General features: G+C 34.3%; 18 protein-coding genes and 1 riboswitch. Of the genes, 1 reads left to right on the top strand and 17 read right to left on the bottom strand.

The features are described from left to right. Position 1 precedes the first annotated feature (1 nt). The 4 genes from PRVXT_RS00280 to PRVXT_RS00265 form a co-directional block, all read right to left on the bottom strand. Positions 2 to 769, bottom strand: a complete 768-nt coding sequence (locus PRVXT_RS00280; RefSeq protein WP_350343715.1) for a TatD family hydrolase — start codon at positions 767 to 769, stop codon at positions 2 to 4. Between the two features lie 12 nt (positions 770 to 781). Further along, complete coding sequence (gene metG, locus PRVXT_RS00275; protein ID WP_350343714.1) at positions 782 to 2,722, bottom strand: methionine--tRNA ligase; 1,941 nt, start codon at positions 2,720 to 2,722, stop codon at positions 782 to 784. A gap of 334 nt (positions 2,723 to 3,056) precedes the next feature. After that, on the bottom strand, positions 3,057 to 4,832 hold the full coding sequence (locus tag PRVXT_RS00270) for an ATP-binding protein (RefSeq protein WP_350343713.1): 1,776 nt from the start codon (positions 4,830 to 4,832) through the stop codon (positions 3,057 to 3,059). An 11-nt stretch (positions 4,833 to 4,843) separates the two neighbouring features. Beyond that, positions 4,844 to 5,779, bottom strand: coding sequence for a DNA double-strand break repair nuclease NurA (locus PRVXT_RS00265; protein ID WP_350343712.1), 936 nt, complete (start codon positions 5,777 to 5,779; stop codon positions 4,844 to 4,846). Between the two features lie 99 nt (positions 5,780 to 5,878). Here PRVXT_RS00265 and PRVXT_RS00260 point away from each other — a divergent pair, with 99 nt between their 5' ends. Then, entirely contained in the window at positions 5,879 to 6,115 is a 237-nt protein-coding gene (locus PRVXT_RS00260; protein WP_350343711.1) for an AbrB/MazE/SpoVT family DNA-binding domain-containing protein, read from the top strand. Positions 6,116 to 6,174: 59 nt separating this feature from the next. On the opposite strand, the gene rsmI is transcribed toward PRVXT_RS00260, so the two are convergent. The 13 genes from rsmI to PRVXT_RS00195 all read right to left on the bottom strand — a co-directional run bounded on the left by rsmI (position 6,175) and on the right by PRVXT_RS00195 (position 17,648). Then, positions 6,175 to 6,990: a 16S rRNA (cytidine(1402)-2'-O)-methyltransferase gene (gene rsmI / locus PRVXT_RS00255; RefSeq protein ID WP_350343710.1), complete on the bottom strand. Its 816-nt coding sequence runs from the start codon at positions 6,988 to 6,990 to the stop codon at positions 6,175 to 6,177. Continuing rightward, positions 6,990 to 7,751, bottom strand: a complete 762-nt coding sequence (locus tag PRVXT_RS00250; protein WP_350343709.1) for a tRNA1(Val) (adenine(37)-N6)-methyltransferase — start codon at positions 7,749 to 7,751, stop codon at positions 6,990 to 6,992. The genes rsmI and PRVXT_RS00250 overlap by 1 nt, the downstream gene beginning before the upstream one ends. Positions 7,752 to 7,804: 53 nt before the next feature. Next, positions 7,805 to 8,104, bottom strand: a complete 300-nt coding sequence (locus PRVXT_RS00245; RefSeq protein WP_350343708.1) for an initiation-control protein YabA — start codon at positions 8,102 to 8,104, stop codon at positions 7,805 to 7,807. A gap of 10 nt (positions 8,105 to 8,114) precedes the next feature. After that, positions 8,115 to 8,927, bottom strand: a complete 813-nt coding sequence (locus PRVXT_RS00240; protein WP_350343707.1) for a PSP1 domain-containing protein — start codon at positions 8,925 to 8,927, stop codon at positions 8,115 to 8,117. A gap of 1 nt (position 8,928) precedes the next feature. Next, positions 8,929 to 9,867, bottom strand: coding sequence for an ATP-binding protein (locus PRVXT_RS00235; protein WP_350343706.1), 939 nt, complete (start codon positions 9,865 to 9,867; stop codon positions 8,929 to 8,931). Between the two features lie 22 nt (positions 9,868 to 9,889). Next, positions 9,890 to 10,219 carry a cyclic-di-AMP receptor gene (locus tag PRVXT_RS00230; RefSeq protein WP_350343705.1) on the bottom strand — a complete coding sequence of 110 codons (330 nt, stop codon included), beginning with the start codon at positions 10,217 to 10,219 and terminating at the stop codon, positions 9,890 to 9,892. A gap of 18 nt (positions 10,220 to 10,237) precedes the next feature. Then, positions 10,238 to 10,843: a dTMP kinase gene (gene tmk, locus PRVXT_RS00225; protein WP_350343704.1), complete on the bottom strand. Its 606-nt coding sequence runs from the start codon at positions 10,841 to 10,843 to the stop codon at positions 10,238 to 10,240. A gap of 11 nt (positions 10,844 to 10,854) precedes the next feature. Next, positions 10,855 to 12,234: an aminotransferase class I/II-fold pyridoxal phosphate-dependent enzyme gene (locus PRVXT_RS00220; RefSeq protein ID WP_350343703.1), complete on the bottom strand. Its 1,380-nt coding sequence runs from the start codon at positions 12,232 to 12,234 to the stop codon at positions 10,855 to 10,857. Between the two features lie 162 nt (positions 12,235 to 12,396). Then, complete coding sequence (locus PRVXT_RS00215) at positions 12,397 to 12,588, bottom strand: sigma factor G inhibitor Gin (RefSeq protein ID WP_350343702.1); 192 nt, start codon at positions 12,586 to 12,588, stop codon at positions 12,397 to 12,399. Between the two features lie 54 nt (positions 12,589 to 12,642). Beyond that, positions 12,643 to 14,094: an IMP dehydrogenase gene (gene guaB, locus PRVXT_RS00210; RefSeq protein WP_350343701.1), complete on the bottom strand. Its 1,452-nt coding sequence runs from the start codon at positions 14,092 to 14,094 to the stop codon at positions 12,643 to 12,645. A gap of 58 nt (positions 14,095 to 14,152) precedes the next feature. Further along, a riboswitch (purine riboswitch) is annotated at positions 14,153 to 14,252 on the bottom strand. A gap of 136 nt (positions 14,253 to 14,388) precedes the next feature. After that, positions 14,389 to 15,297 (bottom strand): glycine betaine ABC transporter substrate-binding protein, encoded by a 909-nt coding sequence (locus PRVXT_RS00205; RefSeq protein WP_350343700.1) that lies wholly within the window; start codon positions 15,295 to 15,297, stop codon positions 14,389 to 14,391. A gap of 37 nt (positions 15,298 to 15,334) precedes the next feature. Continuing rightward, positions 15,335 to 16,456 carry an ABC transporter permease gene (locus PRVXT_RS00200; RefSeq protein WP_350343699.1) on the bottom strand — a complete coding sequence of 374 codons (1,122 nt, stop codon included), beginning with the start codon at positions 16,454 to 16,456 and terminating at the stop codon, positions 15,335 to 15,337. Further along, positions 16,446 to 17,648 carry a quaternary amine ABC transporter ATP-binding protein gene (locus tag PRVXT_RS00195; RefSeq protein WP_350343698.1) on the bottom strand — a complete coding sequence of 401 codons (1,203 nt, stop codon included), beginning with the start codon at positions 17,646 to 17,648 and terminating at the stop codon, positions 16,446 to 16,448. The genes PRVXT_RS00200 and PRVXT_RS00195 overlap by 11 nt, the downstream gene beginning before the upstream one ends. Positions 17,649 to 18,360 lie beyond the last annotated feature (712 nt).

Below are 18,360 nucleotides of genomic sequence, written 5' to 3'. Positions count from 1 at the left end.
CCTAAATACCGAATAGTTTCTCCGTATTTTTTAAAGTCTGAAAAGCTACATTTTCCGGACTTTCTTTTTTTATGTTTGCTATTTCTTCCACTACATACTTTACATAGTAAGGATAATTTATTTTCCCCCTGAAGGGGTGGGGGGTTAAGTACGGACAATCTGTTTCCACCAATAAATGCTCTAAATCTATTTCTTGAGCTACTTTTTTGGGTTTTTTAGCGTTTTTAAAGGTTACGGGGCCTCCTAGCGAAATATAGTACCCCATCTTAATCAGTTCCTTTGCCAACTCTACACTTCCTGAAAAACAATGGAAAACTGCACCTTTGGGGGGAGTTGGGAACTTTTTGATAATATCCAAGGTATCTTCCACCGCTTCCCTTTGGTGTATTATAAAAGGGGATTTCAGTTCATAGGCTAACTTCAACTGTTCCTTAAAAACTTTCTTTTGAACTTCTGGCGTGGAAAAATTATAGTGATAATCTAACCCAATTTCACCTATGGCCACCACTTTGTTATTTTTCATCATTTCACATAACTGGTTTAAATAACCTCCAGAAGCCCCCTTAGCATCATGAGGGTGTATCCCTACAGCAGCGTAAAGTTGAGGTATTTTATCACTTAGTTTAATTGCATTGCGAGAAGAGTTTAAATCATAGCCTACATTTATCATAGACTTTACTCCCTGTTTTAGGCTTTTCTCTGCTATTTCTTCTGCAGACTCTTTGTACCTTTCATTATCAATGTGACAATGGCTGTCTATTATCTTCACATAATCCCTCCTTTACTTTACTTCTGCTCCGCTTTCTATGTTTTTATCTAGACTAGACAGTACTAGGTTGCCTTGACCATCTTCAGCAGCTAAGATCATCCCCTCAGATACTATCCCTCTTAATTTGGCAGGCTTTAGGTTTGCAACAAAAATAACTTTTTTCCCTATTAACTCTTGAGGTGTGTAATGCTTTGCTATTCCCGCTACTACTTGACGAGTTTCTACACCTATGCCAAGCTTGACTTTCAATAGTTTATCTGCATTTTTTACTTTTTCAGCTTTTATAACTTCTGCAACTTTTAGCTTAACTTGAGCAAACTGGCTTATGTCAATTTGTTGAACTTCTTTCCCTGTTGAGTTCAACTTTTCTTTTCTGTTTTTACCCTGTTTAGAAATTGTACCTTCAGTAGTCTTAGAAAATTCTTTTAAATCTATCCTAGGAAACATAGGTGGCTGCTTTTGAACCTTTGTTCCATCTTTTAAGGCTCCCCATCCTTTGTGGCCCCAAGTTTGCTCTTCTTTATCAATATTTAACTGATTTAATATTTTTTCTGCTGTATTAGGCAAAAAAGGAGTTAATGTAATAGCTATTACACGTATGCTCTCGGCTAAGTTATATAGAACTGTATTCAAGCGTTCTTTATCTTTTTCTTCTTTAGCTAAAATCCAAGGAGTAGTTTCATCGATATACTTATTTGTCTTGGAAATCAATTTCCATAAATCAGCCATAACCTGGCTAAGATTAAAACTATCTACACCATAGTCTATTTTTTCTGGTAATTCTTTAGCCATAACTATAAGGCCTTCATCTTCCTTTTTAGGCTTTACTGCTTTGGGAATAACACCCTGATTATATTTTTCTATCATCGCAACAGTCCTGCTAACTAAATTACCTAAGTCATTAGCTAAATCATAGTTCACCCTTTTCGCTAGAGCAATTTCTGAAAAGTTACCATCATTTGTTGTTGAGAACTCTTTAAGAAGATAATATCTCAATGCATCTACTCCATATTTCTCCACCAAGACTTTTGGGTCTACTACATTACCTTTTGATTTTGACATTTTATCATTATCAAATAACAGATAGCCATGTGCTACTACTTTTTTAGGTAGCGGAATATCTAAGGCCATCAAAAATATCGGCCAGTAAATAGAGTGAAATCTTACAATGTCTTTTGCCATCAAATGTACATCCGCTGGCCACCAATTGTTGAATTTTTCTTCATCCTTACCGAAACCTATTGTAGAAATGTAATTGGTTAAAGCATCTAACCAAACATATACTACATGTTTATCATCAAATGGCACTTTTACCCCCCAGTCAAATGTAGTCCTTGAAACACACAAATCTTCTAAACCCGGGCGTAAAAAATTATTTAGCATCTCATTTTTCCTAGACACTGGCTGAATAAAGTCAGGATTTTTTTCTATATGTTCAATTAGCTGTGGCGCATACTTTGAAAGCTTAAAAAAATAACTCTCTTCCTTTACTTTTTTAACTGGCCTTCCACAATCTGGACAATTACCTTCTGCCAGTTGTCTCTCTGTCCAAAATGATTCACATGGAGTACAATAAAGTCCTTCATAGTAATCTTTATATATATCTCCTTTTTCATACAGTTTTTTAAATATCTCTTGTACTACTTCTTTATGGCGTGATTCTGTGGTGGCTACAAAGTCATCATACTGAATATCTAGTAATTCCCACAGTCCTTTTATCCACTCTCTTATCTCCGCCACAAACAGCTCAGGATTCTTCCCTTGCTCCTCAGCTCTTTCTTGAATCTTTTGCCCATGTTCATCGGTTCCTGTTAAGTACCTAACATCATACCCTGTAAATCTTTTGTATCTACTGATCACATCAGCAATAACTGTGGTTAAACAGTGTCCCACATGAAGTTTATCACTAGGATAATAAATTGGCGTTGTTATATAATATCTTTTTTTACTCATGCTAAAAACCTCCCTTTAAATATATAAATTTATAAACAAAAAAGCTTCACCCAGTGAATAACTTAGGGGCGAAGCTTTAACTTCACGGTACCACCCTAACTTTGATGTGAAAACATCCTCAGTCAAGTCAGTAGACTTCAGCTATAACGTAACTACCGCAAATGCTCTATAAAACCATGTTCATTGGCCTAAAATGCCGACTTTACACCATATAGACGACTCTCTGTAAGGTTAGTACCAACTACTCATTTTATGTCACTGCATTTTATTGTTAATTGATTTGTAAAAATATTATATCCTCTATACTATTATATGTCAATTTTACTATTTGTATTTATTTGTCTTTATATGATTGACCAAAAGGTGTTTTTTCTTCAATTATATAACCCTTCTCAGAAAGGTTTTCCAACACTTTCGTTAACTCTTCCATGGAGTTAATCCCCTCTATCTTTTTAAGAACGTCTGTAAAATCAGCGCTTGTAATAGGTAAAAATGGCTCTACTTTTTTATACAGTTCCTTGTCATTTAACGAAGACATCTCCCGTAGCTCATCAAAGGGGTTTAAAGAAAAAGGACTTTCAGTATAAGCCATCCTAATTCTAGCAGCTATAGTTCTCCCAAAAATAGCTGATGATAAGAAAACATCACCACTTCTTAAATAAGGTAGTCTCTTACACTCCCTTTCTGTCAAGTCTGTTTCTTCTCTCAAAGTAGCTATATCAGTACCTCTAACTGTCCTAAATATTAGTTTTGTGTTTAACTGGGCAGTCACTGTTTCATCTAACAACGTTGGTCGTTGAGTCGCTAGCATCAAAAAGACGCCATACTTTCGTCCTTCTTGTGCTATTTCTTTTACCACTGATTTTGAAGGAGAATCATACCCCTTAGGAGCAAAGTTATGTGCTTCATCAGTTACTATTACAAAAGGGGGGTAAAATTTATCACTACTTTTATCCTTAAATTGTCTTCTTTTATGATAAAAATAACCCATAACATAGGTAGCAAATACTCCTAACAGCCAAACCGGCCCCTGAATAACTACAGACTTTCCTGACAATATCCCTAGCTCTATTTTTTCTGTATCTTGGGTAAAAAGCCCAGCATTTTCTAAACGCTTCAATCTCCACTGAAGCCCCTTAATTGAAGATAGTGGTAAGCTTCCATATTGTTCTAAAAGATTCCTTAACCTCTGAACTTTTTGAGGATCGTCTGTGGCATCTAAGTCTACTTTTTCCAATCCATTCTTCCCCAATTCCAAAGCTGTAACTACCCCCTCTATCCTCTGGGTAAAACTTAGCAATGAGTCATTTCTTTGATGCATAACTTCTATGGCATTTATCATGGACTCAGAAAGGGTATGAGACGCTCCTAATAAGTTAATAAGGTCTCTAGTATTTAAGTTAGAAAACTCTACTCCTACGTCACTGCCTAATGAGGCCAATGTATAGCTAGTTTGGTATCTTTTATCCCCTTTAAATTCCATCTCATAATGAGGGTCAAAAATTAGCATAGGTATTTTATGTTTCATTACCTCTTCTAGGAGCACCCTTAAACCATAAGACTTCCCAGATCCAGACCCTCCAAATATACCAATGTGAGGGTACTGATGCATTTCTTTAATTGGGAATATAAATGGCACTCCTTTTTGGCTAACTTCACCATTATCATCAACTTTAGCTATACCTTTAAGATGCTTCGGTAATGATTTATACATGCCCTGAGTACTTTTAATTTCTCCCAATACCAGACCTTCTTCCTTACTGCCAAATAAAATTAAGTCTTCTACTTCAAAAAATTCTGGCACTCTCACTTTACAACCAGTAGTAACAGGGTAAGGTGCTTCATGAAATAAATTCACCTTAGCTATGTTGATTTCACTACCACCAATGTCATAACCTAATTGAGATAATGATTCAATTACGTTGCTTTCTACCAAAGCACCGTTTATATTTAACGGTATAAAAGGGTTATAGCTTAAAGTCTCTACTACTTCTCCCCTTAAATTTCCTAAATCCTTATCTTCTATAATAAGAATTTCATTTATCCGTATTTTTCTTTTTTCTGTAGCCACCCAAACCTGCAGTTGGGTTGTTTCTCCCACCACTTGCATATATACCCTCCTTAAATCACTCTGTTGTCACGCTTTGGAACAAAAAACACCCTTTTAATATCCTCATCTAAATGATTTTCTATAAGAGCTTTGATAGCTTTTGTGGTAATTCTTACTTCGTTATCTACTATATCCAGCCAAATAGGTATACCTCTTCCGCCCTTTGGTGTAAGATGGTTGGCTAAGCTTACCATCTCCTCAATCTTTCCTTTTTGCTCAAACAAACAATCCATGCCCACTGGATGAGGATCATTGCTAGGTCTATAAAAAATAGTGGATAATTCTTCTTTTATATTATGAAAGATTAGTTTCTCGTTAGGTTTAAATAAATTAAATAAAGTTTCCCTATCATAACCATGTATTTCTAATTTCTGAGATATGGAATTAGTTCCTATTTCTTCTATAACTCCTCCTATAGTTATGTCGTTTACTAAGCACTGGGATTTAAGTTCTTCCCAACCCTTAGCATCCTCTATTTTATATCTAATTAACGAACCATCCATAAATATAACATCTGGTTTGTTTTTTTTAATTGCTTCCACAGCCACCTGTAATTCCATAGATGCCAACTTAATTTTTACTAACTTAGTCATAGCATCAGAATAAGATAGGTTACTATTTTCGCTTATTTTTGCAATCTCTGCTTTAACCTTATCTTCCATTGGACATACCACATCGCTTATCATATGGCTACTTCCTCTAGTAGTTTTGGCTAAAGCCCTAAACACTAAAATTTGGTGTGGATAGTTTGCCCCAAAACTGTTAAAAGAGCCATCTACACCCATTAAATTAATGTCTAAAGAAACATTCTCTTTAATAAAAGAAAAATTTCCTCCGACCTGTTCTAATTTTTCCCTTATATACTCCTTACTTGGAATGTTATTTTTGGCATTATTTAGAGTTAAATTTATTTTTTTGAGTTTTTCTATTAACTCTTTATCATACACTATCACAAACCTCCATTTTTTTACTTTTTGGGTATTGACTGTCATGGAATTAATTGGTACAATGAAGATGTCGAAAATTGTAGAAAGGGAGGAGAGATTATGAAATCAACAGGGATTGTTAGGAAAGTGGACGAGCTAGGAAGGGTAGTTCTTCCAATCGAGTTAAGAAGGACCCTTAACATCAGTGAAAAAGACTCTTTAGAAATTTACGTCGATGGAGAAAGGGTAGTACTTAAAAAGTATAATCCTGCCTGTATCTTCTGTGGGGAAGCTGAAGAAATTGTCCATTTTAAATCAAAAAATGTATGCAAAAGTTGCAAAGATGAACTTAAGTAGTTTTCAATGCTATTATATATTTTAAGACGGGTTTATTCCCGTCTTTTTTTTGTGTATAATTAACTGCTTTTTATGTGATGCTGATATAGCTCCCTCTGTGATAAACCTGTTTGCTCTGCTACTTCTTTACACGCTTCCTTTACATATTTTCCTTCTTTAATTAACTGTTCTACCATATCTGCCCCATCTGTAAAACTTAATTTCTTTTCTAGCCCCTTCGCTAATATCACTGTTATTTCTCCCTTTATACCCTCTGCAAAATAAGATAGGATTTCCGCAGGAGTTCCTTCTTTTCTCTCTTCAAATACTTTTGTAATTTCCCGAACAACTACTATTTTTTTATTAGTGTCTAGCTGATGAATCCTCTTTATAGTGTCGAGAAAATCATGAGGGCTTTGATAGAAAACGCTGGTTTTTGTATGATTTAACATTTCTGTGATTAAATCTCTTTTTTTGCCGCTCTGCTTTGGCATAAAACCAAAGAAAGTAAAAGAGTTTGTGTCTAAACCAGACATAGCTAATGCAGAAATAAAAGCACAGGGTCCGGGTATTGCTGACACCTCAAATCCTTCTTTTATAACTTGTTGTACTAACAAGTATCCTGGATCAGATATCGCTGGAGTTCCAGCATCTGACACTAAAGCTACACTTTTCTCTTTCTTTAAGTACTGAATTATTTTTTCAGTTTGCTTTCTTTCATTAAATTTATGATAAGAAATCATTTGGTTATTTATTTCAAAATTTTTAAGTAGCAAGCCTGTTCTTCTTGTATCTTCTGCGGCTATTATATCTGCTTTATTTAACGTAGATATGGCTCGATATGAAATGTCCTCAAGGTTTCCTATGGGTGTAGACACTAAGTAAAGCTTTGTCATTATAAAAGACCACCTTTTCCATAGTATATATTTGCCACTTCTTTGGTATATTCATTAAGCTCATTATATATTATTAGCACAGGTCCTACCTTCAACCCAGCTTTTGCCCCCTTTATAGTTTCCAACAAAAATATCCCAGGTTCCTTTACTGTTGTTGATTGTACCATTCTAAATCGTTTAGGCTCCAGGTTGTATTTTTTTAAAATAGCTATGGTATCAGCTAACCTGTGAGAACTTTGAACCATAGCTAAACGTCCTCCCACCTTTAAAAGTTTAGCTGCTAAAGAAATAAAGTCTTCTAAGTTTCCACAAAGCTCACTTCTACCAATGTTTTTAGATGTCTTTTTAATATTGCTATCATACTTTAGATAGGGAGGATTTAACGTAACCAAGTCATAACGATTCTTTGCAATTGACGGTAAGCCTTCTCTAACATCTTCATTAATTACTTTAATAACATTGTTTAATTTATTAAGGTTAACAGATTTCAGTGTAAGTTCAAATAATTGTTCTTGAATTTCCACAGCTAATATTTTATTTATATCCGCACGAGTAGATATAATAAGCGGAATTACTCCTGTTCCCGTTCCTAAATCGACAATATTATAGTTTTTTTTAACAGTAGCATAATGTGCAAGCAATACCGCGTCCATAGTAAAAGTATAAAGTTTTGGATTTTGAATTATTTTAAGTTCATTGCGTTGTAAATCGTCTACACGTATATTGCGATCTTTAATATCATGCACCACCTTTTTAATCAAGAATTTTAATTAGCAGCAGTTCTATTTAAATAGAACTGCTGCTAATTAAACTATTATTTTTTAAGGAGAGAAATACAGAATAAACAGTCCCCTTCCTCCCTTAAGCTACCATAATGCAAGTGACAAATATGAAATCCTTCATTATATAATCGTGCTAAAGCATCTTGTCCTTCTTTTACTGTTGTAACAGTTTTTTTCTTTTTTGAGTTGGGAAGTTGCTCTTTTAACCACTTGTTTTCTTTCTCAAGACGTTGATTTTCTTGATTTAAAGTATTTGCTTTTTTCTTTAAATCTTTTAGCGTACGATAAAATTCTTCTAATTTATCTTCTAGTATTCTAATTTCTTGTTCCATTACCCTCCCCCTATTCTTCAATAATTTCTACTTCTGTGGCGGGGAAATCCACCCATGTTTTACTATCATCAAGCTCTATCTTAACATTTGATTTCAGTGGATTTACTTCTACTATTTTTCCTTTCCCTACATTTGTCTTAACCCTCCGCCCTATATTAGGAAGTTCTTTATTAGCTTCTTTATAATGCTCATTTTCATAGCGTAAACAACACATAAGTCTTCCACAAATACCTGATATTTTGTTTGGATTTAGGGATAAATTTTGTTCTTTAGCCATTTTTATAGAGACAGGGTCAAACTCCCCTAAAAATGTATTACAGCAAAGCGGTCTACCACAACATCCTAATCCACCTAGCATCTTGGCCTCATCTCTAACCCCAATTTGTCGAAGTTCTATTCTCGTTCTAAAAACAGCTGCTAAGTCTTTTACCAATTCTCTAAAGTCAATTCTTCCATCTGCTGTAAAGTAAAAGATAATTTTTGAAGAATCGAAGGTATACTCTACATCGATTAACTTCATATCAAGGTTATGGCTTTCTATTTTTTCCGAACAAATTTTAAAAGCTTCTTCAGCTTTTTCTTTATTCTCTTTCATGGTCTCTTTATCATTTGTGGTTGCTTTTCTCACAACTTTCTTTAACGGCAACACTAACTCACTTTCTTCAACTTGCTTTTTAGAAACAACCACATCTCCATATTCTAAGCCTCTAGCTGTTTCTACAATTACACCATCTCCTACTTCTAACTCCCAGCTATCTGGATCAAAGTAATATATTTTACCTGCTTGTTTAAAGCGTACTCCTACTACATCATATTGTTTCATTTTAAACCTCCTGTAGTCGCATAAAAAGGACTTCTAGATTAAGTATGAAGTTTCCTTTATAGTTAAGGTTAACCCTAGCTTTTTCTATTTCCTTCATAGCTAAGTATGGGTCTTGCCATTCTCTTTCTTCTATTAGTATATCATAATAGTCAAAATTTACTATTTTTGTTTTTGCCCCACCCTTTTTTAAATATAATATATCTCTATACCAAAATATTAACAGATCCAAAACTAATTCAGGATCTATTTCTTTTATGCTAAGTTCTATATCCGCAAATGCAATCTTTTTTTCTTTTATTTTTAATAGGATATCAATTACTATCTTTCTCTTCTCTAAAAATCCTGAGTTAACTAAATCAATGGCTTGTCCTAATGAGCCTTGACTAAAGTTAGAAATAACCAAAGCTTCCCGTTCTTTTATTTTTACATTTTCACATAAATATTCTTTTAGCACATTCTTGTTTAAGGGCATTACTTTTATAGGCACTGCTCTTGAACTTATTGTAGGAAGCACTTTATCTAAATTATTAGCTAATAAAATAATCACAAGATAATCTGGAGGCTCTTCAATCATAGTTAAAATACTGTTTGCAGCCTGAGGTGTAAGCATTTCAGTATCTTCTAAGATAAGTATTTTTTTGTTAATTTCTAAGGGGGAAAATTTCCCCCCTTTCTTAAATTCAGAAATGTTTTCTAATTTTACATTCTGGTCTTCATTAACATACATTATAATATCAGGGTGGTTATCCTTGTAAATATTCTGACAAGTGCGGCAGTTTCCGCATCCTTGAGGACAAGCAATTAGTTGTGCTATTTTACGAGAAATTGTCTTTTTCCCCGTTCCTTTTTTTCCATGAATAATATAACAGTGGCTTAGCTGGTTGCTGCCTACTACTTTTTTAAAATATTCAAGAATATGATCTTGTCCTATAACATCCATTTTATTACTCCTTCATTCCTATTTATGCTTTTTCAAATTGAGCAACATCTAATACAAAGATAGTAGCTCCCCCAATTACAACCTCAACGGGGTAAGGTACATATGATTCTACAGCTCCCCCTATAGGAGACATTGTTGTTACAGTTTTCTCTCTAGCCTTACATACTTTTTTAATGATACTCACTACTTGTTGGGTTTTATCATCCTCAACACCTACTAATACTGTAGTATTACCAGATTTTAAAAACCCCCCAGTGCTAGCTAACTTAGTAGCTTTAAAGTTGTGTTCAACTAATGCCTCTAGCAGTTTACCACTATCCTTGTCTTGGATTACCGCCACTACTAATTTCATTTTACTTCCCTCCCTTAATTAGATTAATCCCATATGCTCCACTATATCTTTAAATACCTCTTCTTTGTTTCTATTTCCATCAATTGTAATAATAGGATATTTCTTAGTTAAAGAAATATAACCTTCTCTCACTTTTTTAAAATAATCAATTCCTCTCTGCTCTATCCTGTCTTTTTTGCCAGTTATCCTGGCTAAAGAACTTTCTACATTTAAATCTATATAAAATGTATAATCTGGCATTAAACTCTCAGTAGCTATTTTGTTTATATCTGCTACTACTTTTTCCTCAACTCCCAGGGCTATTCCCTGATATACAATACTAGAAAAAACATATCTATCAGCTACAACATTTATACCTTGATCTAACTTAGGCTTAATGACATCTTGGATTAGTTGAGCCCTAGCTGCACTATATAGTATAGTTTCTGTTATCGGATTGATATTACCTTTAAAATTTAGTAAAATATTTCTTATTTCATTACCAACATCTGTCCCTCCAGGCTCCCGTGTATATAAATAATCGATTGCATTGACTTCGAAAAAATTGCATAACATATTAGCTTGAGTTGTTTTCCCCGCTCCATCAGCACCTTCAATAACAATAAATTTTCCTTTTAAATCCATGTATTCACTTCCTATCTCATAACTTGTATGTGTCCATCCTCTACACCATGAATTTCACCTGCAAAGCTTTGTATGAAAGCCACTATTTCTTCTGTAATTTTTTCTCCTGGCATTACAGTAGGTATTCCAGGAGGATATGGTGTGATAGTGCTTGTTGATATTTTACCTATAGAGGCTTTTAGGTGCACCCATTTAGATGAACTGTAAAAGGCAGCTCTAGGCGATATCCCTGAGTTATTATAAGTATATAAATCTATTTGATCTATTATTTTTTCATTTTTTCTTTTATGCAAAAATCTTCTAATTAAAGCAACCGTTTTTTTGATCTCACTCTTACTATGAGCAGGTTTAATTAAAAATAGTATTTTTCTTCCTTCCAGCAATTCAGGAAAAATTCCATGTTTGTTTAATTTATTGTAAACCTTTTGAGCTATATATTTTCTCGGAAATAAAACAGTAACTTTTGTGGGATCAACAAAGTATTCTTTTGATAAATCTTTAATATATTGTATTTTATGTTTTTCTAATAAATCCTGCATATACGAGGCTAATTCTATGGTGTTTTGCAATATTTTTTTCCCTTTAGTATTATATAGCTTTCTACTATAGTCCATAGAAGTAAGAAAAATATACGATGGGCTAGTAGTAGTAACCAGCGAGACATGGTTTCTAACCTCGGTGACGTTAAAATTCCCATTGTTTATATGAAGCATAGCTGTTTGAGTTAATCCAGTTAAATTTTTATGAAAACTACTTATAACAATATCTGCTTTACAATAATTACCCAACTTATTTGCAAAATTGCTAAAATATAAATGTGCACCATGGGCTTCATCTAACAAAACCATTAAACCTTTTTCTTTACAAAATCTTATTATATCTTCTAGATTTTCAGGATAGACACCATAGTAGTTAGGATATGTAAGGACAATTCCACAAGCATCCATATTTTCGCTATATGCCTTTTTTATTTGCTTTAAAGTAATTGGTAATGATATATCTATTTCAAAATTAAAAAGAGGTTTTAAATATACAGGGTTTGCCCCTGTCACTACTAATCCGTTAATAACCGATTTATGACAGTCTCTAGAAACTAACACTTTACTTTTTTCATTAAACAAGTAAGACATTCCTGCTAAGATTCCACTGGTTGAACCATTTAAAAGGTATATGCTTTTTTTACTATAAAATGTTTTGCTTAAAAGTTTCTCGCCATGTTTAATTATCCCTTTAGGTTTATGGTAGTCATCAAAGCAATCTATCTCTGTTGTATCATATTTGAATATATTTTTAAAGAAAGTATTATTATTTCCTCCTATATGACCAGGCATATAAAAATTTGTACGTTTCCTTTGATTCTGCCTTACAGCAATTATATCAAACAAAGACAATTTATCTTTAAGCCTCCCTTGCATAAACCCTGCCCTTAACCTTAAGGGAAAGTATTGTTTTTACAGTTAATCACCATGAACTTTTATCTTTAGTAAAAGCTAACTTATTTTTTTGATTAACTATATTATAACAGAAAAGAAGAAGGGACAGGCGGCTCAAATTTAATTTTTTGCCGCTTGCCCCTTGTCATCTTCTGCCCATATCTTTTTCATTTTAAATAAAATATCCTTATAGTTAGGATTTTCAACCTCTGCTTTAGATACTAAATCGACACATTTAGTACAAATAAAGCTTTCTAATATTTTTATTCCCTGTTTTGTTTGACAACTACACAAAATGCAATTATTCTCCATAAAAACACCGCCCTTTTAGGCTATGCTTTCCAAATACTTGCCTGTTATTCTAAGTTAGCTATAATTAGGTGCTTCTTTAGTAATATCTATATGATGAGGGTGGCTTTCCTGCAATCCAGCACCTGTAATTTTAACAAGTTTTGCGGTATTCCTTAATGTTTTTAAATCTTTGGCACCACAATAACCCATGCCTGCTCTTATACCACCTAGTAGCTGGTATATGGAGTCTGACAAACTTCCTTTATAGGGAACTCGACCTTCCACCCCTTCGGGGACTAATTTTTTTTGATTGTGTTGGAAGTATCTGTCTTTGCTTCCTTTTTCCATTGCTCCCATTGAACCCATACCTCTATAAACTTTATAACTCCTACCTGCATATATTTCTGTTTCTCCAGGACTTTCTTCTGTGCCTGCTAACAGACTTCCTAACATTACAGTAGAAGCCCCTGTTGCTAAGGCTTTAACTATATCTCCTGAGTATTTAACCCCACCATCAGCGATAATAGGAACTCCGTATTGTTGGGCAACTTGGTTACACTGATAAACTGCTGTTATCTGAGGTACTCCTACCCCTGCAACAACTCTAGTGGTACAAATAGAGCCTGGTCCTATCCCTACCTTAACAGCATCAGCGCCGGCTTTTATAAGATCTTCTGTTGCTTCTGGAGTTGCTACGTTTCCACCTATGACTTGTATACTAGGATAAGTTTTTTTAAGAATGCTAACAGTGTCTAAAACTCCCTGAGAATGTCCATGAGCGGTATCAACTACAATTACATCAACTTTTGCTTTAACTAAGGACTCCACTCTTTTCATAGTATCTTCACCAGTTCCAACAGCTGCAGCTACTAATAGCCTACCATTTTTATCTTTAGCAGAATTAGGATATAACTTAGCTTTTTCAATATCCTTTATTGTGATAAGCCCCTTTAAGTTAAAGTTCTGATCTACAATAGGAAGCTTTTCTACTTTATGCTTCATTAGAATTTCTCTTGCCTGATTTAAGTTAGTTCCTTCCTCTGCAACAATAAGGTCCTTCTTAGTCATGACTTCCTTAATGGGTTGAGTCAAATCCTCTACAAACCTTAAATCCCTGTTCGTAATTATCCCCACAAGTTTTGAGCCTCTACAAATTGGAACTCCTGATATCCTATACCTAGCCATAATTTTTGATGCATCTTCCAGTGAATCATCCTCTTTCAAGTAAAATGGGTCGGTAATAACCCCATGCTCAGACCTTTTTACTTTGTCTACTTCTGAACTCTGCTGCTCAATGGTCATGTTTTTATGAATAACACCAATTCCACCTTCACGAGCCATCGCTATAGCAGTTTTAGCTTCAGTAACTGTATCCATTCCTGCACTAAGAAGCGGTACATTTAAAGTTAACTCTTTCGTTAATTTTGATTTTAAATTAGCTTGATGGGGTAGAATACTTGACTTTTGAGGGACTAGCAATACATCGTCAAAAGTTAAACCATCCATTGGAATAAATTTTTCTTTCATTTACGTCACTCCTTTTTAATATAAAACCCCATTAGGCTAACAAGAGTCTAATGAGGGTATAGGAGTCCTACACCCTCGTAGCAGAAGAATTTTGGTTCTTCAGTAGAAACTCACCAGCCAATTCCGATGATTATACGGGGCAAAATTCTTTTTTAGTTATTAAGAAAATATTATACCATAAAAAATGATTTTTTCAACTTTTTTAACTACTTTTTAAGACTTTGTAAAATTATTAATTATATTAACGAAAAAAGGATCGGCAATCAGCCGATCCTTTTTGAGCTATTCAATTACTTATTCTACTAAATCTTCAATAGAGTCTATTTCAACATATTCAGGAACCACAAGACCAATTGCTGCTCCTTCATAGTTAGGTCCTAAATCCACTACTTCGTCACTATAGTCTTCGTAATAGCTTTCATGTGTCCCTGGCAACCAGGCAGCTAGTAAAAAGTCAGCAGCTCCTGAAGCAACTCCTTGCCACATAGCTCCAGCTTGAAGGGCATCTACCTCAACATCGTAACCTGCATCTTCTAAAATATTTTTTACAACATAGGTACTAGCTGTTGCGCAAGCCCATTCAACATAAGTGATAGTCACTTCACCAGAACCATTAAGCTCTGTTCCTTCTAACCAACCATCAACTAAATCTTGGTTTTCTTCAATCCATGTTTGTGCTGCTTCATCTCTATCATCAATCTCTTCCATCATTCCAATAGCGCTAGCTAGCTCTTCTGGTGATAAATAATAGTTTTCTAAAAACTGATTTACTTCTGGATGATCAGCAGCAAAATCTTTCCTTGTTATTGTGTTTATTGTTTCTTCTCCACCAAAAACTTCTTTTGGATCCTCTAAAAACTTCAAATCAAAATCTGCAAATTTCCAGTGAGGAGCCCAGCCAGTAACTACAATATACTCTTCATTTTCATAAGCTCTTTGTAAGCTTGCTGTCATTGCAGCATCACTGCTTTCAACCAGTTCCATATCTAAACCATATTCTTCAATTGCATCTTCAGCGGCACCCATAACTCCTGCACCAGCGTCAATGCCTGTAATTTGTCCATCAAACTTATCCACTACTGACTCTTCTGAAGCATCTCCTGGTACTTCTCCTTCTCCATTTCCATCGCCACAGCCTACAGCTACAAGCGAAACAATTAAAACAATCATCAAAGATAATGTTAACCCTTTTCTTTTAAACATAAAACTAAAACCTCCTTGAAATTTTTAAATCTATTTTTTACTTACTTACCCCTTGGGTAAGTCTATCTAGTATGATAGCAATTATTACAACAGCTATTCCTCCTTCGAAGCCTACCCCTGTTTCTAGCTGACTTACACCACGCATAACCACACTTCCCAATCCTCTTGCACCTATCATAGATGCTATAACTACCATAGAAAGTGATAACATTATACACTGGTTTATTCCAGCCATGATTGTAGGCATCGCCTGAGGAAGCTGTATTTTAAACAGCATTTGTGTTGGCGTGGAGCCGAATGCTTTACCAGCTTCTACTAACTCTTGAGGTACTTGCCTTATACCCAAGTTTGTTAGCCTTATGGCTGGCGGCATAGCAAAAATTATAGTTGCCACTGCTGCCGGTGTATAACCTATATCAAACAAAACAACAGCTGGAATAAGATATACAAAGGCCGGCATTGTTTGCATAAAGTCAAGAATTGGCCTCAATATTGCATCAACCCTGTCATTTTTTGCAGCTAGAATACCTAAAGGTATTGAAATTAGCAATGCCAAAAGAGTCGACGTCAATATAAGGGAAAGTGTTTCTACTGTTTCAGACCAAAGATTAATATTATTTATCAGCAGTATTCCTAAACCAGCAAAAATTGCTACACCTTTGCCGGAAAGAACATAAGATAAGTAAGCTATAAAAGCTGCAAACATAAAAGGTGATGAAACTTCAGGAGCCAAGGTTGCTATTAAAAAAGCTGCACCATACGATAAAACCTGAATTGCAGCAATTGTTGTTGACTTTGTAACCATAAATAGTAAAGCTAAAGCTGCTATATTAACGGCAATATAACTTGCTAAAAACAAGTTTAGCACTATATAAAGAATTGCTGTTAGAACTACGTATAAAATAGAAGCTGAAATTTTGTTTAATTTTATACTCCCTAATGTCAAACTTGAAATTTGCGTTTTTTTATTTAAGTGTAATATTGCTACTAAAGCAATTGCAATAGCTACCCAATAGACAGGCAAGTGAAGCATATTTTGTATAAAACCTACTATAGAGTTTACTACATCTCTAATAAAGCTAAATAAAAAATCAAAATTATCTACGAGGAAATTTTCAAACCAAACAGCCGCTTCTCCCATTGGAATTCTAGGAATCATTTGCTTCACCCCTTTCTGGGATTAAGGCCTCTAAAACACTGCCTTTAACTATTACTCCTAATAACTTATTTTCATCGTTTACTACTGCTGTTGGTAGCGAATCGCTTGCTGTAACTTCAATTAAGTCCTGAATACTAGTTTCTGGATAAACAGTTTTAACTTCATCTTTTTTTATAATTCCATTTAGCTCTTTTTTACCTTCTTCAATAGCTTTGTAAACATCATCAATATGAACGACACCTATAAGCCTTCTTTTTTCTGTAACAAGGATAGAGTTTAATCCATGCTCTCTCATTTCCTTTAGAGCCACCCTTGGCCCTTGTGTGCCGCCAACTGTTGTAAATGGTTTTGCCATAACATCAGCAGCTGTTAATATCTCACTTCTATTAACACCTTGAACAAAACGTCTGACATAATCGTTGGCTGGATTGGACAATATTTCTTCTGCCGTCCCTACTTGCACTGATTTTCCATCTTTCATTAACAATATTCTATCACCTATTTTTAGAGCTTCATCTAAATCGTGGGTAATAAATATGATAGTTTTTTGCATCTCTTCTTGAAGTTCAAGTAACTCATCCTGCATGTCTGCACGAATCAATGGATCTAACGCACTAAACGCTTCATCCATAAGTAAAATATCAGGGTCATTTGCTAGAGCCCTTGCAAGACCAACCCTTTGTTGCATACCCCCACTTAGTTGGCTAGGTAGATTATGCTCATAACCTGATAATCCTACCTGCTTCAAAGCTTTTAACGCCTTGCTTTCTCTCTCTTCTTTAGGGATGTTTTGGACTTCCAAACCATACTCTACATTTGCTAACACCGTTCTAGATGGTAAAAGAGCAAAGTTTTGAAATACCATGCTCATAGACTTTCTGCGGATTTCCCTGAGTTCTGCTGGACTTAACTTAGATATATCTTTACCATCCAAAAGAACCTCACCATCAGTTGGCTCTAAAAGTCTATTTAAGCACCGTACCAGTGTAGATTTACCACTTCCAGACAATCCCATAATAACAAATACTTCCCCTTTTTTTACAGAAAAGTTTGCATTGTTTACAGCCACAGTCAATCTATTTTCTCTTAAAATTTCTTCTTTGGATTTTCCTTGTTCAATAAGCTTTACCCCTCTATGGGGCTTCTTGCCAAAAATTTTATATAAGTTTTTTACCACTAACTTATTAGACAATGATCCTGCCTCCTCATCTTTTCTTATGTAATCACACTAGTTAATACTATCACAGCGGTATATAAATGGTCAAAGATAGTCAGATGGGTTCTATAGCAATAAACCACACTCTAATAGAGTTGATAGTATATATAACCGTTAGAGATAATAATAGTCAAATATAGTCAGACATACTCGCATATGCTTTAAGATATAATACTTTATTAGATTTCACTCATATCATCTAATCTTTTTCCTTTTAATTAAAAACTAAATTTCACTATTCTCTGTCATAAATTGGCATTCCACCCTTGTTTTTGTCAAATGTTTTATAAAATTTGGTACATAGATGTTAGTGGTAGTCCGAACAACAAGATTAGCGTACATATACCATTTGCTTAAATAATGTCCATTTAAAGAAAACAGTGTGGAAAAAAAATAAAAAAGAATAGCCCCTTATGTTAAAGTAGAAATTTATCAAGTACTATTTATAACAATAAGGGGCTATCTTTATAAATATACAAAAAGTGGTGGAAAAATGTTCAATGAACAACCAATGTATCGGTTTAATAAAAGTTAAAAAGACATTGTAACGGAAATAGTAAAAGAGTTTTATCAATTAAAAAAATACATAAAAATCAAGAAACTAAGAATAGAGTTATTATATTCAACGTAGAAATGACCCCAAAACTGTAATAACTCTATTCGAAGAAGTCAGTCATAAAACAAAATA

The sequence above is a fragment of the Proteinivorax tanatarense genome (assembly GCF_040267685.1).
Classification (GTDB): Bacteria; Bacillota; Proteinivoracia; order Proteinivoracales; family Proteinivoracaceae; genus Proteinivorax; species Proteinivorax tanatarense.
The sequence above is the reverse complement of the archived record's forward strand: the minus strand, read 5'-3'. Positions and strand labels throughout refer to the sequence as shown.

Bases quoted from the DNA above. Each gene is read 5' to 3' on its own strand.
- metG (WP_350343714.1), bottom strand. From the start codon at position 2,722: ATGAGTAAAAAAAGATATTATATAACAACGCCAATTTATTATCCTAGT.
- PRVXT_RS00270 (WP_350343713.1), bottom strand. From the start codon at position 4,832: ATGCAAGTGGTGGGAGAAACAACCCAACTGCAGGTTTGGGTGGCTACA.
- PRVXT_RS00260 (WP_350343711.1), top strand. From the start codon at position 5,879: ATGAAATCAACAGGGATTGTTAGGAAAGTGGACGAGCTAGGAAGGGTA.
- rsmI (WP_350343710.1), bottom strand. From the start codon at position 6,990: ATGACAAAGCTTTACTTAGTGTCTACACCCATAGGAAACCTTGAGGAC.
- PRVXT_RS00245 (WP_350343708.1), bottom strand. From the start codon at position 8,104: ATGGAACAAGAAATTAGAATACTAGAAGATAAATTAGAAGAATTTTAT.
- PRVXT_RS00240 (WP_350343707.1), bottom strand. From the start codon at position 8,927: ATGAAACAATATGATGTAGTAGGAGTACGCTTTAAACAAGCAGGTAAA.
- PRVXT_RS00235 (WP_350343706.1), bottom strand. From the start codon at position 9,867: ATGGATGTTATAGGACAAGATCATATTCTTGAATATTTTAAAAAAGTA.
- PRVXT_RS00230 (WP_350343705.1), bottom strand. From the start codon at position 10,219: ATGAAATTAGTAGTGGCGGTAATCCAAGACAAGGATAGTGGTAAACTG.
- tmk (WP_350343704.1), bottom strand. From the start codon at position 10,843: ATGGATTTAAAAGGAAAATTTATTGTTATTGAAGGTGCTGATGGAGCG.
- PRVXT_RS00215 (WP_350343702.1), bottom strand. From the start codon at position 12,588: ATGGAGAATAATTGCATTTTGTGTAGTTGTCAAACAAAACAGGGAATA.
- guaB (WP_350343701.1), bottom strand. From the start codon at position 14,094: ATGAAAGAAAAATTTATTCCAATGGATGGTTTAACTTTTGACGATGTA.
- PRVXT_RS00205 (WP_350343700.1), bottom strand. From the start codon at position 15,297: ATGTTTAAAAGAAAAGGGTTAACATTATCTTTGATGATTGTTTTAATT.
- PRVXT_RS00200 (WP_350343699.1), bottom strand. From the start codon at position 16,456: ATGATTCCTAGAATTCCAATGGGAGAAGCGGCTGTTTGGTTTGAAAAT.